Origin of the sequence: Bosea sp. RAC05 (assembly GCF_001713455.1) — a bacterium.
Lineage (GTDB): Bacteria > Pseudomonadota > Alphaproteobacteria > Rhizobiales > Beijerinckiaceae > Allobosea.
On sequence record NZ_CP016464.1, the window covers coordinates 562,564 to 587,113 of the forward strand.

The 24,550-nt window shown below is 68.7% G+C and carries 24 protein-coding genes; 13 read left to right on the top strand and 11 right to left on the bottom strand.

Annotated features, from left to right (window positions below):
* Positions 1-68 precede the first annotated feature (68 nt).
* Entirely contained in the window at positions 69-278 is a 210-nt protein-coding gene (locus BSY19_RS06165) for a cold-shock protein (protein ID WP_066718201.1), read from the bottom strand.
* 240 nt (positions 279-518) lie between these two features.
* Here BSY19_RS06165 and BSY19_RS06170 point away from each other — a divergent pair, with 240 nt between their 5' ends.
* The 7 genes from BSY19_RS06170 (at position 519) to BSY19_RS06200 (ending at position 8,918) form a co-directional block, all read left to right on the top strand.
* Entirely contained in the window at positions 519-1,205 is a 687-nt protein-coding gene (locus BSY19_RS06170) for a fumarylacetoacetate hydrolase family protein (protein ID WP_069053379.1), read from the top strand.
* A gap of 42 nt (positions 1,206-1,247) precedes the next feature.
* The gene (locus BSY19_RS06175) at positions 1,248-2,177 is read left to right on the top strand and encodes a dihydrodipicolinate synthase family protein (RefSeq protein ID WP_069053380.1); all 930 of its coding nucleotides are present in this window, start codon (positions 1,248-1,250) and stop codon (positions 2,175-2,177) included.
* A gap of 109 nt (positions 2,178-2,286) precedes the next feature.
* Entirely contained in the window at positions 2,287-5,337 is a 3,051-nt protein-coding gene (polA, locus tag BSY19_RS06180; RefSeq protein WP_069056894.1) for a DNA polymerase I, read from the top strand.
* Positions 5,338-5,414: 77 nt separating this feature from the next.
* Positions 5,415-6,545, top strand: a complete 1,131-nt coding sequence (locus tag BSY19_RS06185) for an AI-2E family transporter (protein WP_069053381.1) — start codon at positions 5,415-5,417, stop codon at positions 6,543-6,545.
* Between the two features lie 131 nt (positions 6,546-6,676).
* On the top strand, positions 6,677-7,036 hold the full coding sequence (locus BSY19_RS06190) for a DUF883 C-terminal domain-containing protein (protein WP_150129514.1): 360 nt from the start codon (positions 6,677-6,679) through the stop codon (positions 7,034-7,036).
* 4 nt (positions 7,037-7,040) lie between these two features.
* Entirely contained in the window at positions 7,041-7,478 is a 438-nt protein-coding gene (locus BSY19_RS06195) for a hypothetical protein (RefSeq protein WP_069053383.1), read from the top strand.
* Between the two features lie 69 nt (positions 7,479-7,547).
* A complete protein-coding gene (locus BSY19_RS06200) occupies positions 7,548-8,918 on the top strand; it encodes a sensor histidine kinase (protein ID WP_083247426.1) in 1,371 nt (456 codons plus the stop codon).
* Positions 8,919-8,925: 7 nt separating this feature from the next.
* Here BSY19_RS06200 and BSY19_RS06205 read toward each other — a convergent pair whose 3' ends face one another.
* From BSY19_RS06205 to BSY19_RS06230, 6 genes are all read right to left on the bottom strand, one after another.
* Entirely contained in the window at positions 8,926-9,393 is a 468-nt protein-coding gene (locus BSY19_RS06205) for a GNAT family N-acetyltransferase (RefSeq protein WP_069053385.1), read from the bottom strand.
* Entirely contained in the window at positions 9,390-10,376 is a 987-nt protein-coding gene (gene cysK, locus BSY19_RS06210) for a cysteine synthase A (RefSeq protein ID WP_069053386.1), read from the bottom strand. Before cysK ends, BSY19_RS06205 begins: the two co-directional genes overlap by 4 nt.
* A gap of 91 nt (positions 10,377-10,467) precedes the next feature.
* Positions 10,468-10,920 (bottom strand): RrF2 family transcriptional regulator, encoded by a 453-nt coding sequence (locus tag BSY19_RS06215; RefSeq protein ID WP_069053387.1) that lies wholly within the window; start codon positions 10,918-10,920, stop codon positions 10,468-10,470.
* Entirely contained in the window at positions 10,917-11,420 is a 504-nt protein-coding gene (dut, locus tag BSY19_RS06220; protein ID WP_171905094.1) for a dUTP diphosphatase, read from the bottom strand. Before dut ends, BSY19_RS06215 begins: the two co-directional genes overlap by 4 nt.
* Entirely contained in the window at positions 11,417-12,694 is a 1,278-nt protein-coding gene (locus BSY19_RS06225; RefSeq protein WP_069053389.1) for a phosphopantothenoylcysteine decarboxylase domain-containing protein, read from the bottom strand. Before BSY19_RS06225 ends, dut begins: the two co-directional genes overlap by 4 nt.
* A 90-nt stretch (positions 12,695-12,784) precedes the next feature.
* Positions 12,785-13,285: a copper chaperone PCu(A)C gene (locus tag BSY19_RS06230; protein ID WP_069053390.1), complete on the bottom strand. Its 501-nt coding sequence runs from the start codon at positions 13,283-13,285 to the stop codon at positions 12,785-12,787.
* Between the two features lie 500 nt (positions 13,286-13,785).
* Between BSY19_RS06230 and BSY19_RS06235 the strand changes: the two genes are divergently transcribed.
* The 4 genes from BSY19_RS06235 to BSY19_RS06250 all read left to right on the top strand — a co-directional run bounded on the left by BSY19_RS06235 (position 13,786) and on the right by BSY19_RS06250 (position 16,820).
* Positions 13,786-14,046, top strand: coding sequence for a hypothetical protein (locus BSY19_RS06235; RefSeq protein WP_083247427.1), 261 nt, complete (start codon positions 13,786-13,788; stop codon positions 14,044-14,046).
* Positions 14,047-14,053: 7 nt separating this feature from the next.
* Positions 14,054-15,163 (top strand): methionine ABC transporter ATP-binding protein, encoded by a 1,110-nt coding sequence (locus BSY19_RS06240; protein ID WP_069053391.1) that lies wholly within the window; start codon positions 14,054-14,056, stop codon positions 15,161-15,163.
* Positions 15,153-15,833, top strand: a complete 681-nt coding sequence (locus BSY19_RS06245) for a methionine ABC transporter permease (RefSeq protein ID WP_442856689.1) — start codon at positions 15,153-15,155, stop codon at positions 15,831-15,833. Before BSY19_RS06240 ends, BSY19_RS06245 begins: the two co-directional genes overlap by 11 nt.
* Before the next feature lie 186 nt (positions 15,834-16,019).
* Entirely contained in the window at positions 16,020-16,820 is an 801-nt protein-coding gene (locus BSY19_RS06250; protein WP_069053392.1) for a MetQ/NlpA family ABC transporter substrate-binding protein, read from the top strand.
* Between the two features lie 237 nt (positions 16,821-17,057).
* On the opposite strand, the gene BSY19_RS06255 is transcribed toward BSY19_RS06250, so the two are convergent.
* Both BSY19_RS06255 and BSY19_RS06260 read right to left on the bottom strand, forming a co-directional pair.
* Positions 17,058-19,259 carry an esterase-like activity of phytase family protein gene (locus BSY19_RS06255; protein ID WP_069053393.1) on the bottom strand — a complete coding sequence of 734 codons (2,202 nt, stop codon included), beginning with the start codon at positions 19,257-19,259 and terminating at the stop codon, positions 17,058-17,060.
* Between the two features lie 74 nt (positions 19,260-19,333).
* Entirely contained in the window at positions 19,334-19,765 is a 432-nt protein-coding gene (locus BSY19_RS06260) for a hypothetical protein (protein ID WP_069053394.1), read from the bottom strand.
* A gap of 133 nt (positions 19,766-19,898) precedes the next feature.
* Between BSY19_RS06260 and BSY19_RS06265 the strand changes: the two genes are divergently transcribed.
* Both BSY19_RS06265 and BSY19_RS06270 read left to right on the top strand, forming a co-directional pair.
* Positions 19,899-20,729 (top strand): helix-turn-helix domain-containing protein, encoded by an 831-nt coding sequence (locus tag BSY19_RS06265; protein ID WP_069053395.1) that lies wholly within the window; start codon positions 19,899-19,901, stop codon positions 20,727-20,729.
* Between the two features lie 94 nt (positions 20,730-20,823).
* The gene (locus BSY19_RS06270; RefSeq protein WP_069053396.1) at positions 20,824-21,015 is read left to right on the top strand and encodes a CsbD family protein; all 192 of its coding nucleotides are present in this window, start codon (positions 20,824-20,826) and stop codon (positions 21,013-21,015) included.
* Positions 21,016-21,174: 159 nt separating this feature from the next.
* Here BSY19_RS06270 and dnaJ read toward each other — a convergent pair whose 3' ends face one another.
* On the bottom strand, positions 21,175-22,302 hold the full coding sequence (dnaJ, locus tag BSY19_RS06275; protein WP_069053397.1) for a molecular chaperone DnaJ: 1,128 nt from the start codon (positions 22,300-22,302) through the stop codon (positions 21,175-21,177).
* A 154-nt stretch (positions 22,303-22,456) separates the two neighbouring features.
* Positions 22,457-24,379 carry a molecular chaperone DnaK gene (gene dnaK, locus BSY19_RS06280; RefSeq protein ID WP_069053398.1) on the bottom strand — a complete coding sequence of 641 codons (1,923 nt, stop codon included), beginning with the start codon at positions 24,377-24,379 and terminating at the stop codon, positions 22,457-22,459.
* Positions 24,380-24,550: the final 171 nt, after the last annotated feature.

The window sequence follows — 24,550 nt, forward strand, 5'->3', positions numbered from 1 at the left end:
AGATAGAGAGAGATTCGCAGTGGCTCGGGAAGCGACGCCGCCGATCGGCCTCCCGTCTCGGTGTCGGATCAGGCCGTCTTCAGATTGACCGCGGAGGACTTGCCGGTCTTGCGATCCGCCTCGAGGTCGTAGCTGATCTTCTGGCCTTCGTTCAGGCCGCGCATGCCCGAGCGCTCGACCGCGCTGATGTGCACGAACACGTCCTGACCGCCCTGGTCAGGCGTGATGAAACCATAGCCCTTGGTTTCGTTGAACCATTTCACAGTACCTGTGGCCACGTGATGTTCCTTCAGTCTCAGTTCAGCCCGGCACATGCCGAGCCGAACCTACTGTAGGGGGCAATTCGCTCCGGTTGCAATGACGCGGCGCACAACGAGAATTTGAGTCGCAGGGGCGCCATGCCGCGGCCGCCGCGGCCGACATGCCCCACGAGCAAAGCCGGGCGCGAGCGGAGCCCTTGCCCGCCGCGCCGCGCTCACGCATGAACGACGCCGACAAGAGCGCAGGAGAGCTTCACCATGACGACTTACGTGATCGACCCGCCGGCGGTGACGGCCGTGCCGGTGGCGGGCGGCGGGATGTTCCCGGTGCGCCGCGTCTTCTGCGTCGGCCGCAACTATGCTGAACACACCCGCGAGATGGGCGGCGATCCCGACCGCGAGGAGCCCTTCTTCTTCACCAAGCCCGCCGATGCGCTGCTGATCAACGGCGCCGACATGCCCTATCCCACCAAGACCGCCGACCTCCATCACGAGATGGAGCTGGTCGTGGCCATCGGGACCGGCGGCAAGGATATCGCCGAGGCCGACGCGCTCGCCCATGTCTTCGGCTATGCCGCGGGCCTCGACATGACGCGCCGTGATCTCCAGGCCGCCGCCAAGAAGGCCGGCCGCCCCTGGGACATGGCCAAGGGCTTCGACCTCTCCGGGCCGGTCGGCGAGATCGCCCCCGCCAGCCAGATCGGCCACCCGGCCGCCGGCAAGATCGCGCTCGTCGTCAACGGCGTGCCGCGCCAGAGCTCCGACCTCGCCAAGCAGATCTGGAATGTGCCCGAGACGATTTCCTATCTCTCCGGGCTTGTCGAGCTCGCCCCGGGTGACCTGATCTTCACCGGCACGCCCGAGGGCGTCGCCGCCGTCGTCCGTGGCGATGTGCTCGAAGGCGAGATCGCCGGCGTCGGCACCGTCCGCACCCGGATCGCCTGAGGCGCCGCAACCCGTTCCCCATCCTGCAGGAAAGCCGTGTCCATGACCCTGACCGCCGACGCCGCTGGCGTCTTCCCGATCGCGCCGACCCCGTTCAACCCCGACGGCTCGGTCGATTGGGGCTCCACCGAGAAGCTCTTCGCCTTCTATGACGAGATCGGCTCGGACGGCACGACGGTGCTCGGCATCATGGGCGAGGCGCCCAAGCTCGAGCCGGAGGAATCCCTGCGCATCGTCAAGACGGCCGTGGCCGGCATGCCGGGCAAGCCGGTGATCGTCGGCGTCTCGGCGCCGGGCTTCGCCGCCATGCGCACCCTGGCGCGCCAGTCGATGGAGCTGGGCGCCGCCGGCGTCATGATCGCGCCGCCGCCGAGCCTGCGCACCGACGACCAGATCACCGGCTACTACGCCCAGGCCGTCGAGGCGATCGGCACCGACATCCCCTTCGTCATCCAGGACTATCCGCTGACGCTCTCGGTGGTGATGACGCCGTCCGTGATCCGCAAGATCGTCACCGACAACCCCTCCTGCGTCATGCTCAAGCACGAGGACTGGCCGGGGCTGGAGAAGATCTCGACCCTGCGCAAGTTCCAGAAGGAGGGCTCCCTGCGCCCGATCTCGATCCTCACCGGCAATGGCGGCCTCTTCCTCGATTTCGAGATGGAGCGCGGCGCCGACGGCGCGATGACCGGCTACGCCTTCCCGGAGCTGCTGATCGACGTGGTGAAGCTGCAGAAGGCCGGCAAGCGCGACGACGCGCATGACATCTTCGACGCCCATCTGCCGCTGCTGCGCTACGAGCAGCAGCTCGGCGCCGGCCTGGCGGTGCGCAAATACACGCTGATGAAGCGCGGCATCCTCGCCAGCGACGCCCAGCGCAAGCCGGGCTCGGCGATCAGCGCCCTCGCGAAGACCGAGGTCGACTATCTGCTGGCGCGCGTCGCCAAAACCGACAAGCGCGCCGCCCTCTGATCAGTGGGCGGGGCCGCCTCACGGGGCGGCCCCGCTCCTGACAGCATCTTGCGGATCGGCCGCCCGCGCCGATGGACACAGGCTGCGCCGGGCCACTATGGTCCGCGCCATGAGCGAGACAGCCAAGACCGCCGCCGGTGCCGCCGCAGGCCCCGCCCTGAAGCCCGGCGACCATCTCTTCCTGGTCGACGGCTCCAACTTCATCTTCCGGGCCTATTTCCAGTCGATCAACCAGGACCGGAAATACAATGTCCGCTCGGATGGTCTGCCCTCCGGCGCAGTCCGGCTCTTCGCCACCAAGCTGTTCCAGTTCGTGCGCGAGGGCGTGCTCGGAGTCCGCCCGACGCATCTCGCCATCGTCTTCGACAAATCCGAGAACTCCTTCCGCAAGGCGATCTACCCCGCCTACAAGGGCAATCGCTCGGACCCGCCGCCCGATCTGATCCCGCAATTCCCGTTGATGCGCGAGGCGGTGCGCGCCTTCGGGCTGCTGCCGGTGGAGCAGGATGTCTACGAGGCCGACGACCTGATCGCGACCTATGCGCGGCAGGCGCGCGAGGCCGGCGCCGACGTGCTCATCGTCTCGGCTGACAAGGATCTGATGCAGCTCGTGCGGCCGGGCGTGGCGATGTACGATCCCGCCTCCGGCGACGCCAAGAAGGGCGCGGGCTTCCGCGCCGAGCGCAAAATCGGTGAGCCAGAGGTCGTCGAGTACTTCGGCGTCACACCCGACAAGGTCACGGACGTGCAGGCGCTGGCCGGAGACGCCACCGACAACGTGCCCGGCGCGCCCGGCATCGGCATCAAGACGGCGGCCCAGCTCATCGGCGAATATGGCGATCTCGACACGCTGCTGGCCCGCGCCTCCGAGATCAAGCAGCCCAAGCGCCGGGAGACGCTGACCAATCCCGAGATCGTCGAGAAGATCCGCATCTCGCACAAGCTCGTCTGCCTGGTCGACGACGTCGCGGTCGAGACGCCGCTCGAGAACCTGACGCTAGGCCAGCCCGATCCCGTCCGGCTCGTCGCCTTCCTCAAGGCGATGGAGTTCACCACCATCACCAAGCGCGTGGCCGAGGCCTATGACGCCGATGTCGCGGCGATCGACGCCGATGCCGCCCTGGCGCCCGGCGGCACGCGCGCGGCCGAACTCAAGGCGCTCCATGTCGGCGCCGATGAGGCAGACGCGCAGCCCACCCTGTCGGAAGCCGCGAGCGCCGCCGTGACCCAGCCGGTCTCGGCGACCGGAGGCGATGGCTGGCTGAAGCCGGCCGATCTCGCCGCCGCCCGCAAGAACGAGGCGCTCGCCGCGAAGATCGACCGCACGGGCTATGACTGCGTGCGCGACCTCGCCTCGCTGGAGCGCTGGATCGCCGCGGCCTACGAGGCCGGCCAGGTCGCGGTCGACACCGAGACCAGCGCGATCGACCCGATGCAGGCCGATCTCGTCGGCATCTCGCTCGCCGTCGCGCCCGGCAAGGCCTGCTACATCCCCCTGCAGCATCGCGGCGGCAGCGATCTCTTCGGCGGCGGCATGCTGGAGGGGCAGATTGCGCTCGACCAGGCGCTGGCGGCGCTGAAGCCGCTGCTCGCCGACCCCGGCGTGCTCAAGATCGGGCAGAACCTCAAATACGATCTCGTCCTGTTGAAGCGCTACGGCGTCGACGTCGCGCCCATCGACGACACGATGCTGATCTCCTACGCGCTCGATGCCGGCAACCACAGCCACGGCATGGACCGGCTCTCCGAGCTGCATCTCGGCCATGAGACGATCACCTTCGGCCAGGTCGCCGGCACCGGCAAGGCGCAGGTCACCTTCGACAAGGTCGCTCTCGACAAGGCGACGGAGTACGCCGCCGAGGATGCCGACGTGACGCTGCGGCTCTGGCGCGTCCTGAAGCCGCGTCTGGCGGCGGAGGGCCGCACCACCGTCTACGAGACGCTGGAGCGGCCCCTGATCGACGTGCTCGCCCGCATGGAAGCGCGCGGCATCTCGATCGACCGGCAGATCCTCTCCCGGCTCTCGGGCGAGTTCGCCCAGTCGCTGGCGCGCCTGGAAGACGAGATCTATGAGATCGCCGGCGAGAAGTTCACGATCGGCTCACCCAAGCAGCTCGGCGACATCCTCTTCGGCAAGATGGGGCTGTCGGGCGCCAAGAAGACCGCGACCGGTCAATGGGCCACCGGCGCCGGCGTGCTCGAGGACCTCGCCGAGCAGGGTCACCCGCTGCCCTCCAAGATCCTGGAATGGCGCCAGCTCTCCAAGCTGAAATCGACCTATACCGACTCGCTGCCGGCCTATGTGAACCCGCAGACCCAGCGCGTGCACACCTCCTTCGCGCTGGCGGCGACGACGACGGGCCGGCTCTCCTCCTCCGAGCCCAACCTGCAGAACATCCCCATCCGCACCGAGGCCGGCCGCAAGATCCGGACCGCCTTCGTCGCGGAGAAGGGCTACAAGCTCGTCTCGGCCGATTACAGCCAGATCGAGCTGCGCTTGCTCGCCCACATCGCCGAGATCCCGCAGCTGCGGCAGGCTTTCGCCGATGGCATCGACATCCACGCGATGACGGCCTCCGAGATGTTCGGCGTGCCCGTGCAGGGCATGCCGAGCGAGGTCCGCCGCCGCGCCAAGGCGATCAATTTCGGCATCATCTACGGCATTTCGGCCTTCGGCCTCGCCAACCAGCTCGGCATCGGCCGCGAGGAGGCGAGCGCCTATATCCGCAAGTACTTCGAGCGCTTCCCCGGCATCCGCGACTACATGGAGCAGACCAAGACCTTCGTGCGCGCCAACGGCCATGTCGAGACGATCTTCGGGCGCATCTGCCACTTCCCGGCGGTGGCCTCGAAGAACCCCTCCGAGCGCGCTTTCGTCGAGCGCCAGGCGATCAACGCGCCGATCCAGGGTTCGGCCGCCGACATCATCCGCCGCGCCATGATCCGCATGGAGGACGCGCTGGAGGCAGCCAGGCTCGATGTCCGCATGCTGCTGCAGGTCCATGACGAACTGGTCTTCGAGGTGCCCGACCATCAGGTCGAGGCCGCGCTGCCCGTGATCACGCGGGTGATGGTCGAGGCGCCGCATTCGGCGGTGCAGCTGCGGGTTCCGCTCCAGGTCGATGCCCGCGCGGCGGGCAACTGGGACGAGGCTCACTGACGGGAACCTTCGCCGGCCAGGGCACGTTGTCGCTGCACACGCGCCGGGGGCGCTGTCGCGCGTCGGAACCTGACAACATGTTGAACTCGTCTGCCTGGAGGCCGTTTCCGCGATACAGGGCGGAGCCCGAGGTCGAGGTCGAAGACCCGAACGAGGATGTCAGCCCGTCCGAGCATGACCTGATCGTCCGCTATGCCATCATCGGCATCTTCGTGATCCTGCTGACGGGCGCGCTCTACCTGACCCGGGTGATCGCCCTGCCGATCACGGCGGGCATCATCTTCGGCCTCGTGCTCGGCCCGGCCGTCGACGGACTCGTGCGCCGCAATGTCCCCCAGCTTCTCGCAGCCGCGCTCGTCGTGCTGCTGTTCCTCGGCATCATCGTCGCGGCGATCACCGTACTCGCCGTGCCCGTCGCCAGCCTGAGCGATCAGGGTCCGGCGATGATGACCGCGCTGAAGACCAAGCTCGCCGGCCTCTTCGTGATGATGGACGAGGCCAAGGCCGCCATCGGCACGCTCATGGGCAAGACCGGTGCGGAACTCAGCGTCTCGCAGGGCAACCCGCTGCTCGACCTCGCCATGTCGTCCTCGGCGATCGCGGGCGGCCTGCTGATCTTCGTGGCCACCGTCTATTTCTGGCTCGCCACGCGGCGCCATCTCAAGGCCCGCGCCCTGCGCCTCTGCCTCGGCCGGGGCGCAAGGAAATCCGCCGGCGTCTTCTTCCAGGAGATCGAGAGCCGCGTGGCCCGCTATTTCGGGCTGGTGACACTGATCAATCTGGGGATGGGTATCCTCACCATGGGCATCGCCGGGCTGGCGGGACTGCCCTATCCGATCTTCTGGGGCGCGCTGGCCTTCGTCCTCAACTACCTCGCCTTCATCGGCCCGATCATCGTCACCATCATGCTGTTCGCCGGTGCGCTGGTCGAGGCGCCTCTCATCCTGACGGCCGTCTGGCCGGCGGCCGCCTATTTCGTCATCCACCTGATCGAGGGCAATGCGGTGACGCCGGTCTTCGTCGGGCGTCGGCTGACGGTCTCGCCCTTCCTGGTCTTCATCGGCTTCATCTTCTGGCTCTGGCTCTGGGGGCCGGTGGGAGCGGTGCTCTCGACTCCGATCCTGCTCGTCGCCATGGTGGCGCAGGAGGAATTCTCGCGCTATCGGGCGGCGCAGGCCGAGGAGCAGGCCGAGGCGAAACCCGCCTGAATCGGGGCCGGAGGGAACCGGCGCACCGCACAGGCGTTGGCCCCGGGATCGAACCCGGACCGATGCGCCTGCCGAGGCGGATCGTCGAAACGATCGATCGAGTTGATTCACGCAAGGACAGGATGACCGACATGGCCACCAGCACCACCGCCGCCAAACGCGCAGCCGCTTCCGCCAAGCGGGTCAAGGACGAGGTCGTCGCCGGTGGCGAGGAGATCGCGGGCGAGGCGCGGGAGACCGCCGCCCGCGTCAAGCGCGAGGCCGGTGCGATCGAGGAGAGCCTCACCCGCGGCGCCGAGGATCTGGTCGCGACCGTGGGCGAGAAGCTTCGCTCCGTCGGCGTCGACACCGACCGCATGGCCGATGTCGCCAAGGAACAGGCGACCGAACTCCAGCGCCTGATCGAGGAGGAGATCCGCGAGCGGCCGCTGCGCGCGCTCGGCCTGGCGGCAGCGGTCGGCCTCTTCGTCGGCTTCCTCTCGGCGCGCTGACGTCATGCTGGGGGGTATCGGGGCCTTTATCGCGGGAGAAATCTCCGGCGCGGTCCGTCGCAACGTCACGGTCGCCGTCCTCATGGGGCTCGGCGTCCTCCTCATGCTCTGCGCCGGCGGCTATCTGGTCGCGGCTGTTCACACCGCCCTGGCGCTGCGCTACGGGTCAGTCGAGGCCAGCCTGTTCGTGGCCGGCGGCTTGTTCGTGGCGGGGCTGATGGCGATCGCGATCGGCTTCTACGTCAAGAACCGGCCGCGGCCCGCCCGCCCGATGGCGGCCACGGCGCTGGTCGCGGCGCCGCTGGCGGCGAAGCTGATCGGGGCCGGCCTGACCTCGAAGAAGGGCTGGCGCCTCGCCCTCGTCGGCGGCGTCGTCGTGCTCGGCGCCTTGCTCGGCCGCCAGTTCTTCACCGGTGACGAGTCCGGCGACGACGAAGCATGAGGCGCGCGGGCGGCATCCTCGTGTCATTTTACATGGGGCCGATCGGCGTTTCGCGCTAAGACCGGGCGCATGTCGACTCAGGCGCGGCGGCGCACACGGTTTCTCGCTCCCGCAATCCCGGCCTTGCGGGCGCGCCTTCGCTCAGCGACGACGACGGTCGTCGCCATCGGGGTCGTCGCGATCGCGATCCTGCTGGCGGCCTGGATCAATCGTCAGGCGCAGCACACGGCCGAACAGGTTTCCCGCGCGATCGCGGTGCGCGAGAGCGCCGAGCGCTTCCTGGGGCATCTGCGCGACGCCGAGACCGGCCAGCGCGGCTACCTGCTCACCGGCCTGACGAGCTACCTGTCGCCCTTCACCGAAGGGCGCGGCGAGGCCGCGCCGGCCCTCGCCGCGCTGGAGGGGCTTGTCGGCGACGATCCCGCCCAGCGTGAGCGGATCGCCGCTTTGCGCGCGCAGATGCAGTTGAAGCTCGACGAGCTCGACGCCACCATCGGTCTGATGCGGGACGGGCGCCAGGCCGAGGCGCTCGCGCTCATCCGCCGCGGCCAGGGCATCGGCGCCATGGACGCGCTGCGTGATCTCGTCGAGCAGATGCAGGCCGCCGAGAATGTCCGCCTCGTCTCGCTCAACCGCAACGAGGAGCGGCGGCGGCTGCTGGCGAGCATCGGCATCGTCGTGGCGCTGGCGGGCCTGGCCTTCGCCGCCTGGCAGCAGCTGCGCCTGCGCCAGCGCCGCAGCGCGTCGCTGGCCGAGAGCAATGCCGAGCTGGAACGGGTCGTCGGCGAGCGCACCCGGGAGCTCGAGAACGAGCGCCTGCGCATCGAGGCGCTGCTGCGCGACGTCAATCATCGTGTCGGCAACAACCTCGCCATGGTCTCGGCCCTCCTGAGCGTGCAGAGCCGCCAGAGCCGGGAGCCGGCGGTGCGGGCGGCGCTGCAGCAGGCGCAGTCCCGCATCCAGGCGATCGCCGCCGGCCAGCGCCGCCTGCGGCTCGATCTCGACACCGACGAGATCGAGGCACGGCCCTATATGGAGGATCTGCTGGCCGAGATCGGCAAGGCGGCGGAGGGCCGGCCGATCGAGATCGCGCTCGCCATGGACGAGATCCGCCTGCCCGGCCGCGACGCCGTCTCCTTCGTGGTGATCGTCAACGAGCTCGTCACCAATGCCATCAAGCATGCCTTCGCCGATGGCCGGCCGGGCCGAATCGTCATCCGCTTCGAGGAGGTGGCTCGCGACGATGGGCCCGCGCTCGCCCTGACGGTCGAGGATGACGGCGTCGGCATGCCCGCGGAGCTCGAGGCCAAGGGGCTCGGCCAGACGGTGATCGCAAGCCTGCTGCGCAGCATGCGCGCGACGATGACATCATCTCCGCTGACGCCCGGCTCGGAGCGTCCGGGCACCCGCGTCACGCTGGTCTTCCCCCAAAGCCGCTGAACGCCTGTCAGGACGGCCAGGCCTGACGGGTCAGCAGATGCGTCCGCGCGGTGCCGCCCTCGTCGCGGGCGAACCCCTGGGCTTCCCAGAACGCGGCCGAGCGCGCATCGGCAGCCCGCAGCGAGAGGCGCGCGGCCACTGCAAGGCCCTGCTGGATCAGGGCGGATGTGAGCCAGCGGCCGACCCCCTCGCGTCGCATGGCCGGGCGGACATAGACATGCCGGATCCGGGCCAGGTCCGGAGCGGAATCGTAAGGGTCTGGCGTCAATCCACCGATCGCGACGAGGCCGCCTTCCCTGAAGGCGGCCAGCATCACCGGGAGATCGGCATCCCCGGCATAGATCCCGCCCGCCAGTTCCCCGGCCAGCCGGTCGATGAAGCCGTAGCCCTCGGCTGCGGCCTCCTCGCGCAAGGTCTCGAACCCGACGGGCGGGGTTTCGGCGATCCGGACGATCTGGACGGCCGCGGCCGTCACAGCCCCTCGAACAGGGCGCTCGAAATGTAGCGCTCGGCGAAGGACGGGATGATCACGACGATCGTCTTGCCGGCGTTCTCCGGCCGCGCGCCGACTTCGAGCGCCGCTGCGATGGCGGCGCCCGACGAAATGCCGGCCGGGATGCCCTCGCTCCTGGCCAGCGCCCGCGACGTCTCGAACGACGTCTGGTTGCCGACCGTCACCACCTCGTCGATGATCGAGCGGTCGAGGATGCCGGGCACGAAGCCGGCGCCGATGCCCTGGATCTTGTGGGGGCCGGGCGCGCCGCCCGACAGCACAGGCGAGTCTTCCGGCTCGACGGCGATGATCTTCACGCTCGGCTTCTTCGCCTTCAGCACCTGCCCGACGCCGGTGATGGTGCCGCCGGTGCCGACGCCGGAGATGAAGATGTCGACGGCGCCTTGCGTGTCGTTCCAGATCTCCTCGGCCGTCGTCTTGCGGTGGATCTCCGGGTTGTGCGGATTCTCGAACTGCTGCGGGATGATCGCGCCGGGAATCTCGGCCTTGAGTTCTTCCGCCCGCGCGACAGCGCCGCGCATGCCGCCGGGGCCGGGCGTCAGCACCAGCTCGGCGCCGAGCAGCGCCAGCATCTTGCGGCGTTCGAGCGACATCGTCTCGGGCATCACCAGGATCAGCCGGTAGCCGCGCGCCGCCGCCACGAAGGCGAGCGCGATGCCGGTGTTGCCCGAGGTCGGCTCGATCAGCGTGCCGCCCGGCTTCAGCGTCCCCGACGCCTCCAGCGCATCGATCATGTTGACGCCGATCCGGTCCTTGACGCTCGAGATCGGGTTGAAGAACTCGAGCTTGGCCAGGATCGTCGCCTTGACCCCACGCTCGGCCGGCAACCGGTTCAGCTTGACCAGCGGCGTATCGCCGATCGTGTCGGTGATCGACTCATAGATGCGGCCGCGCCCGGGCAGCTTGCCCTGGCCTGGATCCTGTCTGTGCGCTGCCTCGGTCATGATGGGCTCCTTCTGTCGCCGGCGATGCCGACCGTGTCCGGAGGCTAGAGCATTTCACATACAATGTCGATAAATCGAATAAATAACAAATTCATATCGTAAAATCAGAGATGGCCCGGTCGCTGACCAACCCCGGCAGGACCTGGGCTCGGCGGCAGAGCTCGTCGACGGTCACCTCGTCGAGGATGGCGAGGAAGGCGCGCGAGGCTCGCAGCACCTCAGGCCCGACCACGGCATCGACCAGTGCCGATTGCGGCGCCAAGCCAATCTCGTCGTCGCCGGATTCCTGCATGGCGGCGCGCGCGATGTCTCCGGCCGTGATCTTGCGCCGCTCGCGCGCCAGCTCATAGCCACCGCGCGGGCCGCGCACGCCCTTGAGGATGCCGACCCGCACGAGGGCCTGCAGCATGGTTTCGAGATGGCGCGGCGGCAGATCGTGCCGCGCCGCCAGCAGCTTCGCCGCCACTGGCGAGGGGCGCGCATGCAACGCGATATCGACCACCGCCGCGATGGCGAGCTGACTGCGCCGCGAAAGCAGCATCATCGGTCTGGATCCGGGATTGAAGGGGAGGGGGAGTGTTGAAGATGGACGCCGGTGGAGCCGAAGCCCCCGGTTCCTCGCGAGGTCGCCTCGAGGGCGGTCACCTCGTTGAACTGCGCCCGCGCGACCGGAGCGACCACGAGCTGGGCGATGCGGTCGCCGCGCCGGATCGGATAGGTCTGCGTCCCGTGGTTGATCAGGATGACCTTGACCTCGCCCCGGTAGTCGCTGTCGACCGTGCCGGGCGCATTGAGCACGGTGACGCCGTGGCGGGCGGCGAGGCCGGAACGCGGCCGCACCTGCGCCTCGAACCCTTCAGGCAGTTGCAGGCACAGCCCCGTCGGCACGAGATCGCGCGCGCCGGGGGCGAGTTCGAGGACCGCGCCCTCGGCCAGCGCGGCCCGCAGGTCCAGGCCGGCGGCGCCGGCGCTCTCATAGGCCGGCAGCGGCAGGCCCACGGCATGGGGCAGGCGCAGCACCGCAATCTCCAACGCCGGGCTCACGCGGGGCGTCGCCCGGCAGCCAGGCGTGCGAGATGGGCGACGAGGCGGGTCGCGACCTCCCCCTTGGCGAGGGTCGGCCAGCTCTCGACACCGTCCTGCGTCACCAGATGCACCGTGTTGGCATCGCCGCCCATCACGCCGGTGCCACCGACATCGTTGGCGACGATCAGGTCGCAGCCCTTCCTGGCGAGCTTGGCCTGGGCATAGGCGACGACGTTCTCGGTCTCGGCTGCGAAACCGACGACGAGTTCCGGCCGGCCCGCTGCGCGCCGCGCGATCGTCGCGAGGATGTCGGGGTTCTCGATCAGGGCGAGCGGCGGCAGGCCGCCGCCATTCTTCTTCATCTTCTCCGTCGCTTCCGCCGCCACCCGCCAGTCGGCGACCGCGGCGGCGAAGATTGCGATCTGCGCCGGCAAGGCGGCCTCGACCGCCGCCAGCATCTCGCGGGCCGATTCGACATGGACCGTCTCGACGCCCTCCGGATCGGGCAGGGCGACCGGCCCCGAGACGAGCGTCACCCGCGCCCCTGCCGCGGCGGCCGCCGCCGCGATGGCGTGGCCCTGCTTGCCGGAGGAGCGGTTGGCGATGTAGCGCACCGGATCGATCGGCTCATGCGTCGGGCCCGATGTCACCAGCACGTGCTGACCGGCGAGGAGGCCGGGGGCCTCGGCGGCGCCTCCGGGCAGGCGCCCGAGAAAGCCGATCGCCCGCTGCGGCGCAGGCGCTTCGCCCGCGAGCGCACGTTCGATCGCGGCCAGGATCTCGGCGGGCTCCGCCATGCGTCCGATGCCGCTCTCGCCGCGCTCGGCCATGGCGCCGGAGTTGGGGCCGACGACGAGTACGCCGTCCTTCTCGAGCTGCGCCATGTTCCGGCGCGTCGCCGGATGCTGCCACATCCGCGGATTCATCGCAGGCGCGATCAGCACGCGCTTGTCGGTCGCCAGCAGCGCCGTCGAGGCAAGGTCGTTGGCCAGTCCGTTCGCCATCTTGGCGATCAGGTCCGCGGTCGCGGGCGCCACGACGAGCAGGTCGGTCGAGCGCGACAGCGCGATATGGCCGATATCGGCCTCATCGGTCAGCGAGAACAGATCGGTGAAGCAGCGCTCGCCGGCGAGCGAGGAGACCGAGAGCGGCGTGACGAACTCTGCCCCCGCCTTGGTCAGGATGCAGCGCGAGGCGATGCCCCGGTCCTTCAGCCGCCGGATCAGCTCCAGGCACTTGTAGGCGGCGATGCCGCCGCCGATGATCAGCAGGATGGAGCGGGAGGCGGACAAGGCTGACGTTCCTGGACCCCGGGGGAGGCTGTTCCTAGCACCGAGGGGGGCGGCCTGTCATGGCCCCGGCTGCGCCGTTCCGGGAGAGGGTCAATGGCCCTTGTGGCCGCCATGGCCGGAGCCGTGTCCGCCGCCGCGCGCGCCGACGGCCTCGACCGCAAACTCGACCTCGACGCTCCCCGCCTTCTCGAAGGTCAGCGTGCCCTTGAACCGTTCGCCCTGGCGCAGCGGCTGCTTCAGCTCCATGAACATCACATGGTAGCCGCCGGGCTTGAACTCGACCTTGCCGCCGGCCGGGATCGCGATGCCGTCGGCGAGCGGGCGCATCGTCATCACCCCGTTGGTCACCGCCATCTCGTGGATCTCGGTCCGGCCTGCGATGGCCGGCGCGGTTGCCGCCACGAGGCGGTCGCTGGCAGCGCCCTTGTTCTCGACCGTGAGATAGCCGCCGCCGACCTTGGCGCCGCCGGGCGTCGCGCGGCTCCAGGGATGGTCGATCACGAGGGCGCCGACCTTGTAGTCATGCGCCAGAGCGGTGCCGCCCAGGGACAAAGAGAGCGCCGCCATGGCGACGAGAAGGGCCTTGGTCATCGCAGGTCCTGTTCCGGAAGTGCGCCTTGCGGCGCCGTCGTCGTGCTGATGACCCGCTCGGCCTCGCAGCGTCAAGGCGCGGCGAGGCCGCAGGCCGGCAGGCCGGACAAGGGCGCGGGAGGCGATCCTTCTCCCGCGGAGGCCGCGGCCGGTGAAGTGCTCCAGACGGAGGCGTTTTTTTAAAAGAACGATTGCGTTGACAAAAAGGATTCAGTCCGTCAGATTGGACACTGTCATTCGGTCATGCCGAACGGCCGCGGGGATTTGAGCGAGCAGCTTGCGCCGCGTCACCAAACGCTAAAGCGCCACGACGCGGTCGTGGGCTCCATTCGACGGGAGAAGACCATGACCGATGCCATCCCCTCCAAGCCCGCTCTCATGCTCCAGCATCGCGGCTGTTGTCGACTCTGATCCTGTCCATGAGGCCGCCGCCGGCGGCTTCGAAAACCAGCTGACTCAGATCCTCAACCCTGCGCCGCAACCGCGGCGGGAGCACCGCCATGAACACCCTGTCCTTCGACGCCGGCCGGCCCGACCAGGGTCTGCTTCGGCCAAGCCAGCAGGCCTATGTCATCGAGATCGGCGAGACCCAGGCCGGTCTCGTCAGCCGGCGCGCTGACGAGCGCTTCTTCACCTTCATTTCCGCCGCTTCCGCCTTCGACGCGCTCGAGGGCCATCGCTTCGCCACGCCGGTCGCGGCCGAGCGGGCCGCCCGGCAGCTGGCTTCGCCGCGGCGCCGCCCCGACACGATGTCCTCCTGAGGTCACCATGAACGCTCCCGTGAAGCCCGGCGTCTTCCGCGCCGAACCCGGCCCTGCGCCGGACCAGCCCGCCCCGATCATCCGCTTCGCGCAGATCGGCAAGACCTATGCCGCCCGTGGCGCGCAAGGGTCGGTCACCGCGCTGTCGGGCATTGATCTCGACGTGCCCAAGGGCGCGATCGTCGGCGTCATCGGCCGCTCCGGCGCCGGCAAGTCGACGCTGATCCGGCTCGTCAACGGGCTGGAGCGGGCGACCTCTGGCCGCCTGCTGATCGAGGGCGAGGACGTCACCGGCCTGACCGAGGCCGGCTGGCGTACCCGCCGCCGCGCCACGGGCATGATCTTCCAGCACTTCAACCTGCTCTCCTCGCGCACCGTCTTCGACAATGTCGCCTTGCCGCTGGAGATTGCCGGGGCGCCGAAGACCCAGATCGAAGACAAGGTCGCGCGGCTGCTCGATCTCGTCGGCCTCGCCGACAAGCGCGAGCGCTACCCGGCCGAACTCTCCGGCGGCCAGAAGCAGCGCGTCGGCATCGCCCGTGCGTTGGCGACAGACCCCAAGGTGCTGCTCTGCGACGAGGCGACCTCGGCGCTCGATCCGGAAACGACGAAGTCGATCCTGGCGCTGCTGAAGCAGGTCAACCGCGATCTCGGCCTCACCATCCTGCTGATCACCCACGAGATCCCCGTCATCAAGGAGATCTGCGACCGCGTCGCGGTGATCGAGGATGGCCGCATCGTCGAGGAGGGCGATGTCTTCTCGGTACTGACGCGTCCGCAGCATCCGACCACGGCACGCTTCGTCGAGGCGGTGACCGGCGTCGAACTGCCGGCCTATCTCGCCGACCGAATCCGCAAGGACGCAAAGCCTGGCGACGACACCGTGCTGCGCATCACCTTTACCGGCGAGAACGCCACCGCGCCGGTGATCAGCCGGCTGAGCTCGACCATCGGCGTCGACGTCAACATCCTCGCCGGCCGCATCGACGCCATCGCCGGCAAGCCCTTCGGCAGCCTGCTGGTCTCGGTGCCGACGCGCGAGCCCGAACTCGCCGCCGTGCTCGGCGCGCTCAACAGCCTCGAACTCAAGGCGGAGGTCATCGGCCATGTTTCCTGAGATCATCTCGCCCCAGATTCTCGCCCTGATCGGGCAGGCGACGCTCGACACGCTGCAGATGGTGGCGATCGCCGCCGGCCTCGGCACGGTGCTCGGCCTGCCGCTCGGCGTCTTCCTCGCGACCAGCAAGCGCGGCGAACTCTTTGCCGCGCCCCTCGTCAACACGCTGCTCGGCACGCTGGTCAACGCCACGCGCTCGACCCCCTTCATCATCCTCGTCGTCGCGATCATCCCCTTCACCCGGTTGGTCGCGGGCACCTCGATCGGCACCCAGGCCGCGATCGTGCCGCTGACCGTCGCCGCGACGCCCTTCATCGCCCGCCTGATCGAGGGCGCCATCCGCGAGGTCGATCAGGGTCTGGTCGAGGCGGCCCGGTCGATGGGCGCGACGCCCCTGCAGATCGTCCGCAAGGTGCTGGTGCCCGAGGCGCTGCCGGCGATCGCGCTCGGCCTGACGCTCGCCATCGTCAGCCTGATCGGCTTCTCGGCCATGGTCGGCGCTGTCGGCGGCGGGGGCCTGGGCGATCTCGGCATCCGCTACGGCTACCAGCGCTTCATGCCCGAGGTCATGGCCGCCGTCGTCGCCGTCCTCATCGTCCTCGTCCAGACCGTCCAGACGATCGGAGACCATCTCGCCCGCCGGCTCAACAAGCGCCTGCGCCACGCCTGAAGAATCCGGGGCTTTCACCCCGGTCATCACCCCTCAGCCCTCATCCTGAGGAGCAGGCGGAGCCTGCGTCTCGAAGGATGGTCCAGGAGGCTCCTGCGCAGGCTGGGGCATCCATCGAGACGCCGCGTGCCGCGGCTCCTCAGGATCAGGGCTGGGGTTTTCGCCCCAAGCAAAGGACCTGCCCGCATGACCACGATCTCCCGCCGCGCCGCCCTTGCCGCCACGGCCCTCGCCGCGCTCACCCTCTCCGTCCCGGCCCTCGCCCAGGCCCCGCAGGTCGTCCGCATCGGTGTCTCGCCCGGCCCCCACGCCGAAATCCTCGAGAAGGTGAAGCCGCTGCTGGCGCCCAAGGGCATCGACCTGAAGATAGTCGAATTCTCCGACTATGTCGTTCCCAATCAGGCGCTCGACGCCGGCGAGCTGGAAGCCAACTCCTTCCAGAACCAGCCCTATCTCGACAACCAGGTGAAGGACCGCGGCTTCAAGCTGGTCAGTGTCGGCCTGACCGTGAACTTCCCGCTCGGCATCTACTCGTCCAAGCACAAGAGCTGGGCCGATGTGCCGGATGGGGCGTCGATCGCGATCCAGAACGACCCGACCAATGGCGGCCGCTCGCTGCTGCTGCTGCAGGACAAGGGCGTGATCAAGCTGAAGGACGGCGTCGGCTTCAAGCCGGGCCCGGTCGACATCGTCGCCAACCCCAAGAAGCTGAAGTTCATCGAGGTCGAGGCGGCCCAGACCCCGCGCACGCTGGCCGATGTCGCCGCCGCCGCGATCAACACCAACTACGCCGTCGACGCCAAGATCGAGCCGACCTCGGCGATCCTGCGCGAGGACCCCAAGGGGCCCTATGTGAACGTCATCGCGGTCCGCGCCGCCGACAAGGACAAGCCCTGGGTCAAGACGCTGGTCGAGACCTACCAGTCGCCGGAGATCAAGGCCTTCGTCGCCGAGCGCTTCAAGGGCAACGTGCTCGCCGGCTGGTAATCCCGTTCCTCCCCACCTGGCTGTCATCTCGCCAGGCGCCTGCCCCGGATGCGACGCGCATCCGGGGCATTTTTTGTTGTTCCGCACTTGGCGACATACGCGCCAGCCGCCTGTGAGGCTGCTGGGCGATGTCCTCGACGTCATTGCGAGCGCAGCGAAGCAATCCAGGCGACTGGACACCAGGGCTGGATTGCTTCGTCGCTGCGCTCCTCGCAATGACGGCGGGGGTCGTCGCGCTCAGTTGGCGATCTTGCCCAGCGCCAGGAACTGCGTTTCGCCGGAGGAATCGTCGACGCCGTCATTGTCGGTGACGACGAAGAGGTTGCCGTCCCGGTCGAGCGCCATGCCCTCGACCTTGTCGAGGCCATAGCCGCCGAGCGCCATCAGGGCCGGCGTCAGGTCGCGCAGCAGCGTCTTCTCGACGGTGGGGATCGTCGCCGAGCCGAGCGGCGCCGGCGTCAGCCCCTTGACCGAGAAGGTCGCCAGCGTCTTCACCGCCTTCGCGCCGAAGAGATTGTCGCGCTCGATCACGGCGAAGCGGTCGTTGCCGAGCGCGGTCAGCTCCGACAGGCCCATCCAGGCACCGGCGGCGGCCTCGCTGAGCGGGTAGTGCAGCACGCCCCAGCTCTTGCTCGCGGGCTTGTAGCGGAGGATCTTGGCCTTGCCCTTGGGGTCGTCCTTCCATTCGCGCTGGACGGCCAGCCAGATCGTCTCCTCGGCGCCGGAACCCGTCACCGCGACGCCCTCGAAGCCGAAGCGGCTCGCCTGCTTCGCCAGCTCTTCCGGCAGCAGGATCTCCTCCTCGACCTCGCCCTTGGCCGAAACCCGCAGCAGGATGTTCTGGGTCGGCTTGTCCTTGGTTTCGGGGTTGCCCTCGGAAGCGAGCCAGAAGCCGCCGTCGCCGCGCGCCGCGATACCCTCCAGATCATAGGCGGCCGGCTTGCCGTCCTTCGTCACGGTGATGGCAGCCGTGATCCGGGCCGGCTTCTGCGTGGCGTCGATCTCGAGGATGCGCGACGGGGAATAGGCGCTGTCGGTGACGGCATGCAGCCGGCCAGGCAGGTCCGGATGCGCCGCCAGTCCTGAGAGCGCCCCCCAGCCGATCGGCGCGCCCTCGACATCGGCCGAGACGAGCGTCGGATAGGCGGCGGGGGCCTCGCTGCGCTGATAGATCGTCACGGCGGACCGCGGCCCGCCCTTGGCGACGAGATCGGCCTCGGAGGCCGAGACGAAGAGATTGCGCTGCGGGATGGCGAGCAGCCCCTCCGGCGCGATGCCGCCGGGCAGCGCCTGGAGATAGCGCGGCGCGCGGCCCGGGCCCTCGTCCTTGTAGACCAGCACCAGCGAGGCACGCTCCAGCCCGACGAAGATCAGCCGGTCCTGGCCATAGGTCCCGACCTCGATGCCCTCCGGCTCGCTGCCCTTGGCGGCCGAGCGGCGCTCGGGATAATGGCCGAGGCTGATCGCGAGATGGTCGGTCGCCGCGCCCGAATCGAACTCGACCGTGCCGTCCTTGCGGAAGATGGTGAAGCCGCGCGAGCCGCCCTTCCAGTCGCCCTCATTGGCGGTGACGAAGCGGTCATTGTCGAGCCAGCGCACCGAATCGGGCTCGCGCGCCACACCCTTGAGCTCGTCCACCGGCCTGATCTGGCCGTCGCGGGTCTTGTCGATGCCCTTGAGATCGACCGCACCCGCCGGGAAATGCGCCACCAGCTTGCCCGTCTTGGTGTCGACGATGGCGAGGTGGTTGTTTTCCTGCAGCGTCACCACCGCCAGCCCGTCGGCGTTCACGTCGACGAATTCGGGCTCCGGATCGGTCGGTTCGACAGCGGCGATGCCGGTCATGTCGACGACCTGGCGCGAGGCACAGTCGATCGCGCCGTCCTTGAGGCCGATCAACGTCAGGTTACCGGCCGGCAGCTGCGGCAGGGCGCCCTTGTTCAGCGTCTCGTCACGCTCGTTCTCGATCGCGATGACGATCTTCGTCCTGTCCTTCGTCAGCGTGACGGAATCGGGCTGGCCGCCGAGATCGCAGGTCGCCACCACCTGCTTGGTCTTCAGGTCGACGGTCGCGAGATGGCCGGCCGGCTCCTTGAAATTGTCGCCCGAGGTGACGACGGCGACGAAGGCCTTGTCGCCGAGAACGACGACCGAGGTCGATTCGCCGCCGAGCGGGATGAAGCCGGCGGGCTTGGGCGCGGCAGGCGTCGTGATGTCGATCAGGCCGAGCGCCTTCTGCTCACCATCGGTATAGGCGAGCAGCGTGCCGTCCTCATTGGCGGCGATGATCTCGGCCACCGTCTTCTTCGCCGGGTCGCGATCCGCGGGCAGGTTCAGCGGCACGGGGAAGGTGGCGATGCGGTTGAACATCGGCTCGGCGAGCGCGGTGCCCGAAAGCATCAGGGTGGCGAGCGCGGCGAGAACCAGGGGCTGGCGCATGGGGGCAATCCTCGGGCCGGAATGGCTGATACCATTCCGGCTATTGGCCCCTCATGACGGTTGCGTGACAGTCGTCACGACGCGGCGCCGCTCTGCGTCGCCAAGACCGGTCCACCGCTGGTCGAGCGCTTCAGCCCCTTAACTTCCAGCGTCGTGAGGGCGAGGACGGCCGCCGCCTGCAGGAGGACGAAGCCGACGCCGAGCCCCGTCGGGGCAAACCAGCCGAGCATCAGGAGCGCGAGGCTGTCCGCGACCCAGAGCAGGTTGAGGCCGATGACCGCGAGAACGGCGAGGCGCGGCACGGTCGCAGGGGCGGCGAGCCAGGCCAGCAGCGCCGCGCAGGGCAGCAGCAGGAGGCCGGTGCCCCTGAGCAGCTCGGGGGGCAGCGCAAACAGCCCGGAGAGCGGCGTGGCGGCGAGGCTCAGCAGCGCGCCCATGCCGGCGCAGGCGGCGGCATCGAGCGCGAGCGCCCTGCGCAGCAGCGGCGAGGACTGGATCATGGTCATCGAAGTCTCCCTGGCAGGAGACGCCGCAGGGGCGCCTCGGGTTGGATGGAGACAGGGTGACGGGCGCAAGGCAGGCCGTCGATTAAGCCGGAGGTAATTGGAACGACGCGGGCGGCCCGGTAGCGTGCCGGGCATGAACAGCCATCGCGCCGCGGCCATCGGCCCTCTCATCCGTGACTGGCGGCAGCAGCGCCGTCTCAGCCAGCTCGAGCTCGCGCTCGAGGCGGAGATCTCGCAGAAGCACCTGTCCTTCGTCGAGAGCGGCCGCTCGCAGCCCAGCCGCGACATGGTGCTGCTGCTGGCCGAGCATCTCGGCGTGCCCCTGCGCGAGCGCAACACGCTGTTGCTCGCGGCCGGCTATGCGCCCGTCTATCTGGAGCGGGCGCTGGAGGATCCCGCGCTGCAGGCCGCCAAGGCGGCGATCGATCTCATCCTGACGGGGCACGAGCCCTATCCGGCGCTCGCGGTCGACCGCCACTGGACCCTGCTCGCAGCGAATGCGGCGGTCGCGCCGCTGCTGGCTCTCGTCGTCGATGCCGAGCTGCTGCGTCCGCCCGTCAACGTCCTGCGGCTGGCGCTGCATCCCGGCGGGCTCGCCGCGGCCACCGTCAACTTCGACGAGTGGCGCGCGCATATTCTGGCGCGGCTGCGCCAGCAGGTGCGGATCGCGGCCGATCCCGTTCTCGCCGACCTCCTGGCCGAGCTTCTGGCCTATCCCGCGAGCTCCGTGGGGTCCGGTTCGGGGCGCGTGCCGATGCCGGTCGTGGAGCCCGCGATCGCCGTGCCGCTTCGGCTGCGGGTCGGCGACGGCGTGCTGTCCTTCATCTCGACCACGACCGTGTTCGGCACCCCGGTCGACATCACCCTGTCGGAGCTGGCGCTGGAGACCTTCTTTCCGGCCGACGCCGCGACCGGCGCAGCCTTGCGGGCGCTGGCGCAGACACGGCGCAACGACTCCGCGTGAGCCCTCGATGTTCGTCTGGAACCTTCCTCAGGGTCGCCGGTTATTCCTGCGACGCCGCGGGAGCGGCACGAAATTCAACAGAAGGATCAAGACGATGGGCAGCACCATGGACAAGGTCAAGGGCATGGCCAACGAGGCCGCCGGCAACGTCAAGCAGGCCGCCGGCAAGGCGCTGGACAAGCCCGAGCTCGAGGCCGAGGGCTTCGCTCAGGAGCGCAAGGGCGAGGCCCAGCAGGCGCTCGGCAAGGGCAAGGACGCCATCAAGAAAGTGGTCGACAAGGCCTGATTTTAAATCAGAGCCTGACCAAGAACGGGCCGCCGAAAGGCGGCCCGTTTTGTTGTGAGGTCTAGCTGACCGTCATTGCGAGCGCAGCCAAGCAATCCAAGGGGAACATGAGCCCTGCCGCTCTGGATTGCTTCGCTCCGCTTGCAATGACGACGAGGCTCAGGCGGTGCCGCCGATGCCGCCGAGGAAGTCCTTGACGCGTCCGAAGAAGCCGGCGGCTTCCGGATGGGTGGCGCCCGAGCTCTCGCGCTCGAACTCCTGCAGCAGTTCGCGCTGGCGCGCGGTGAGCTTCTGCGGCGTCTCGACCACGACCTGGATGTAGAGGTCGCCGACCTCGCGCGAGCGCAGCACGCTCATGCCCTTGCCCTTCAGCCGGAACTGCTTGCCGGTCTGGGTGCCCTCGGGGATCTTCACCCGCGCCTGCTCGCCGGTCAGCGTCGGCACCTCGATCTCGCCGCCGAGCGCCGCCTGCACGAGCCCGATCGGCACGCGGCAGAACAGGTCGGCGCCGTCGCGCTGGAAGATCGCGTGCGGCTGGATCGACAGGAAGATGTAGAGGTCGCCCGCCGGCCCGCCGCGCAAGCCAGCCTCGCCCTCGCCGGCCAGCCGGATGCGCGTGCCGTCCTCGACACCGGCGGGGATGTTGACCGAGAGCGTGCGGTCGCGCGTGACGCGGCCGGCGCCCTGGCAGTTCTTGCAGGGGTCGTCGATGATCTCGCCGCGCCCGGCGCAGGTCGGGCAGGTCCGCTCGACCGAGAAGAAGCCCTGGTTGGCGCGCACCTTGCCGTGGCCGCCGCAGGTCGGGCACTGGCGCGATTTCGAGCCCGGCTTGGCGCCGGTGCCCGAGCAGACCTCGCAGGCGATCGAGGTCGGCACGCGGATCGAGGCGTTCTTGCCGGCGAAGGCATCCTCGAGCCCGATTTCGAGATTGTACCGCAGGTCGGCGCCGCGCTCGCGGCCGTTGGCGCTGCGCGGCCCGCCGCGACGGGCGTCGCCGAAGAAGGAATCGAAGATGTCCGACATGAAGTCGGAGAAGTCCGGGTTGCCGCCCCCGCCACCCTGCTCGAAGGCCTGGTGGCCGTAGCGGTCATAGGCGCCGCGCTTCTGGCTGTCGGAGAGAACCTGATAGGCCTCGTTCAGCTCCTTGAACTTCGCCTCCGCCGCCGTGTCGCCCGGATGCCGGTCGGGATGGCACTGCATCGCCAGCTTGCGGAACGCGCTCTTCAGCTCCGCTTCGCTCGCGGTCTTCGAGACACCGAGGATTTCATAGTAGTCGCGCTTGGACATCAAACAGCGGCCCCTTCGCTCTTCCTCGCCGCGGCGGGTCTCAGGCCCATTGCCGGTGCGCGCAAGAACGAGATTGTTGCGTCACGACGCAATCCCGTAACGCGATGGCCGGGTCAAGCCCGGCCATGACGTCGTCGTCGAGGAGGAAGAGCGCTCAGGCGCTCTTCTTCTTGTCACCCTTGTCGTCGCTGACGTCCTTGAAGTCGGCGTCGATGACGTCGTCCTTCTTGGCGTCGGCCGCTGCCGGCTCGCCTTCGGCGGCGCCTTCAGCCTGGCTGGCGGCATACATCGCCTCGCCGAGCTTCATCGAGGCCTGCATCACGTCCGTGGTGCGCGCCGTGATGGTCTCGGCGTTGTCCTCGGCGAGCGCCGCCTTGAGGGCGTCGAGCGCGGTCTCGATCGCCGTCTTGTCGGCGGCGGAGACCTTGTCGCCATAATCCTTCAGCGACTTCTCGGTCGAATGCACCAGGCTTTCGCCCTGGTTCTTCGCCTCGACCAGCTCGCGGCGCTTCTTGTCCTCGCTCGCGTTCGCCTCGGCGTCCTTGACCATCTTCTGGATGTCGGCCTCGGAGAGCCCGCCGGACGCCTGGATCCGGATCTGCTGCTCCTTGTTGGTGGCCTTGTCCTTCGCGGTCACCGAGACGATGCCGTTGGCGTCGATGTCGAAGGTCACCTCGATCTGCGGCATGCCGCGCGGGGAGGGCGGAATCCCCATCAGGTCGAACTGGCCGAGCATCTTGTTGTCGGCGGCCATCTCGCGCTCGCCCTGGAAGACGCGGATCGTCACCGCGTTCTGATTGTCCTCGGCGGTGGAGAAGACCTGGCTCTTCTTGGTCGGGATCGTGGTGTTGCGATCGATGAGACGCGTGAACACGCCGCCCAGCGTCTCGATGCCGAGCGACAGCGGGGTCACGTCGAGCAGCAGCACGTCCTTCACGTCGCCCTGCAGCACGCCGGCCTGGATCGCGGCGCCGATGGCGACGACCTCATCGGGGTTGACGCCCTTGTGCGGCTCCTTGCCGAAGAACTGCTTCACGACCTCCTGGACCTTCGGCATGCGGGTCATGCCACCGACGAGGACGACCTCGTCGATCTGACCGGCAGAGAGGCCTGCATCCTTGAGCGCCTTCTTGCAGGGCTCGATCGTGCGCTGGACGAGATCGTCGACCAGGCTCTCGAACTTGGCGCGCGAGAGCTTGATGGCGAGGTGCTTCGGCCCCGAGGCGTCGGCCGTGATGTAGGGCAGGTTGATCTCGGTCTGGGCCGTGGTCGAGAGCTCGATCTTGGCCTTCTCGGCGGCTTCCTTCAGGCGCTGGAGCGCGAGCTTGTCCTTCTTCAGGTCGATGCCCTGCTCGCGCTTGAACTCGTCCGCGAGATACTCGACGAGGCGCATGTCGAAGTCCTCGCCGCCGAGGAACGTGTCGCCATTGGTCGACTTCACCTCGAAGACGCCGTCGCCGATCTCGAGGATCGAGACGTCGAAGGTGCCGCCGCCGAGGTCATAGACCGCGATCGTGCCGGCCTGCTTCTTGTCGAGGCCATAGGCGAGCGCGGCCGCCGTCGGCTCATTGATGATGCGCAGCACCTCGAGGCCGGCGATGCGGCCGGCATCCTTCGTCGCCTGGCGCTGGGCGTCGTTGAAATAGGCGGGAACGGTGATGACGGCCTGGGTGACGGGCGAGCCGAGATAGGCCTCCGCCGTCTCCTTCATCTTGGTGAGGGTGAAGGCCGAGATCTGGGACGGCGAATAGTCGGTGCCGTCGGCCTCGACCCAGGCGTCGCCGGAGGAGGCCTTCTTGATCTTGTAGGGAACGAGCTTCAGGTCCTTCTGCGTCATCGGGTCTTCGAAGGTGCGGCCGATGAGGCGCTTGATGGCGAAGAAGGTGCGTTCCGGATTGGTGACCGCCTGGCGCTTGGCCGGCTGTCCGACGAGGCGCTCGCCATCATCCGTGATCGCGACGATCGACGGCGTGGTGCGGGCGCCTTCCGAGTTCTCGATGACCTTAGGCGTCGTGCCTTCCATGACCGCGACGCAGGAATTGGTCGTGCCGAGGTCGATACCGATGACTTTACCCATGGAGGGGATCCCTTTTGAACTGAGCAGATCGCCGGCCTGCGACGATGATCGCCCCAGCCCGGCCCATGGACCGGCCCGCCCCCACCTGTCGCGGCGAACGAACCGGCATTCCACGTTCGACGGTCGTGAAACCGCCCCTTGGCGGCGTATATAGGGAGGGGGTTCCCGCCC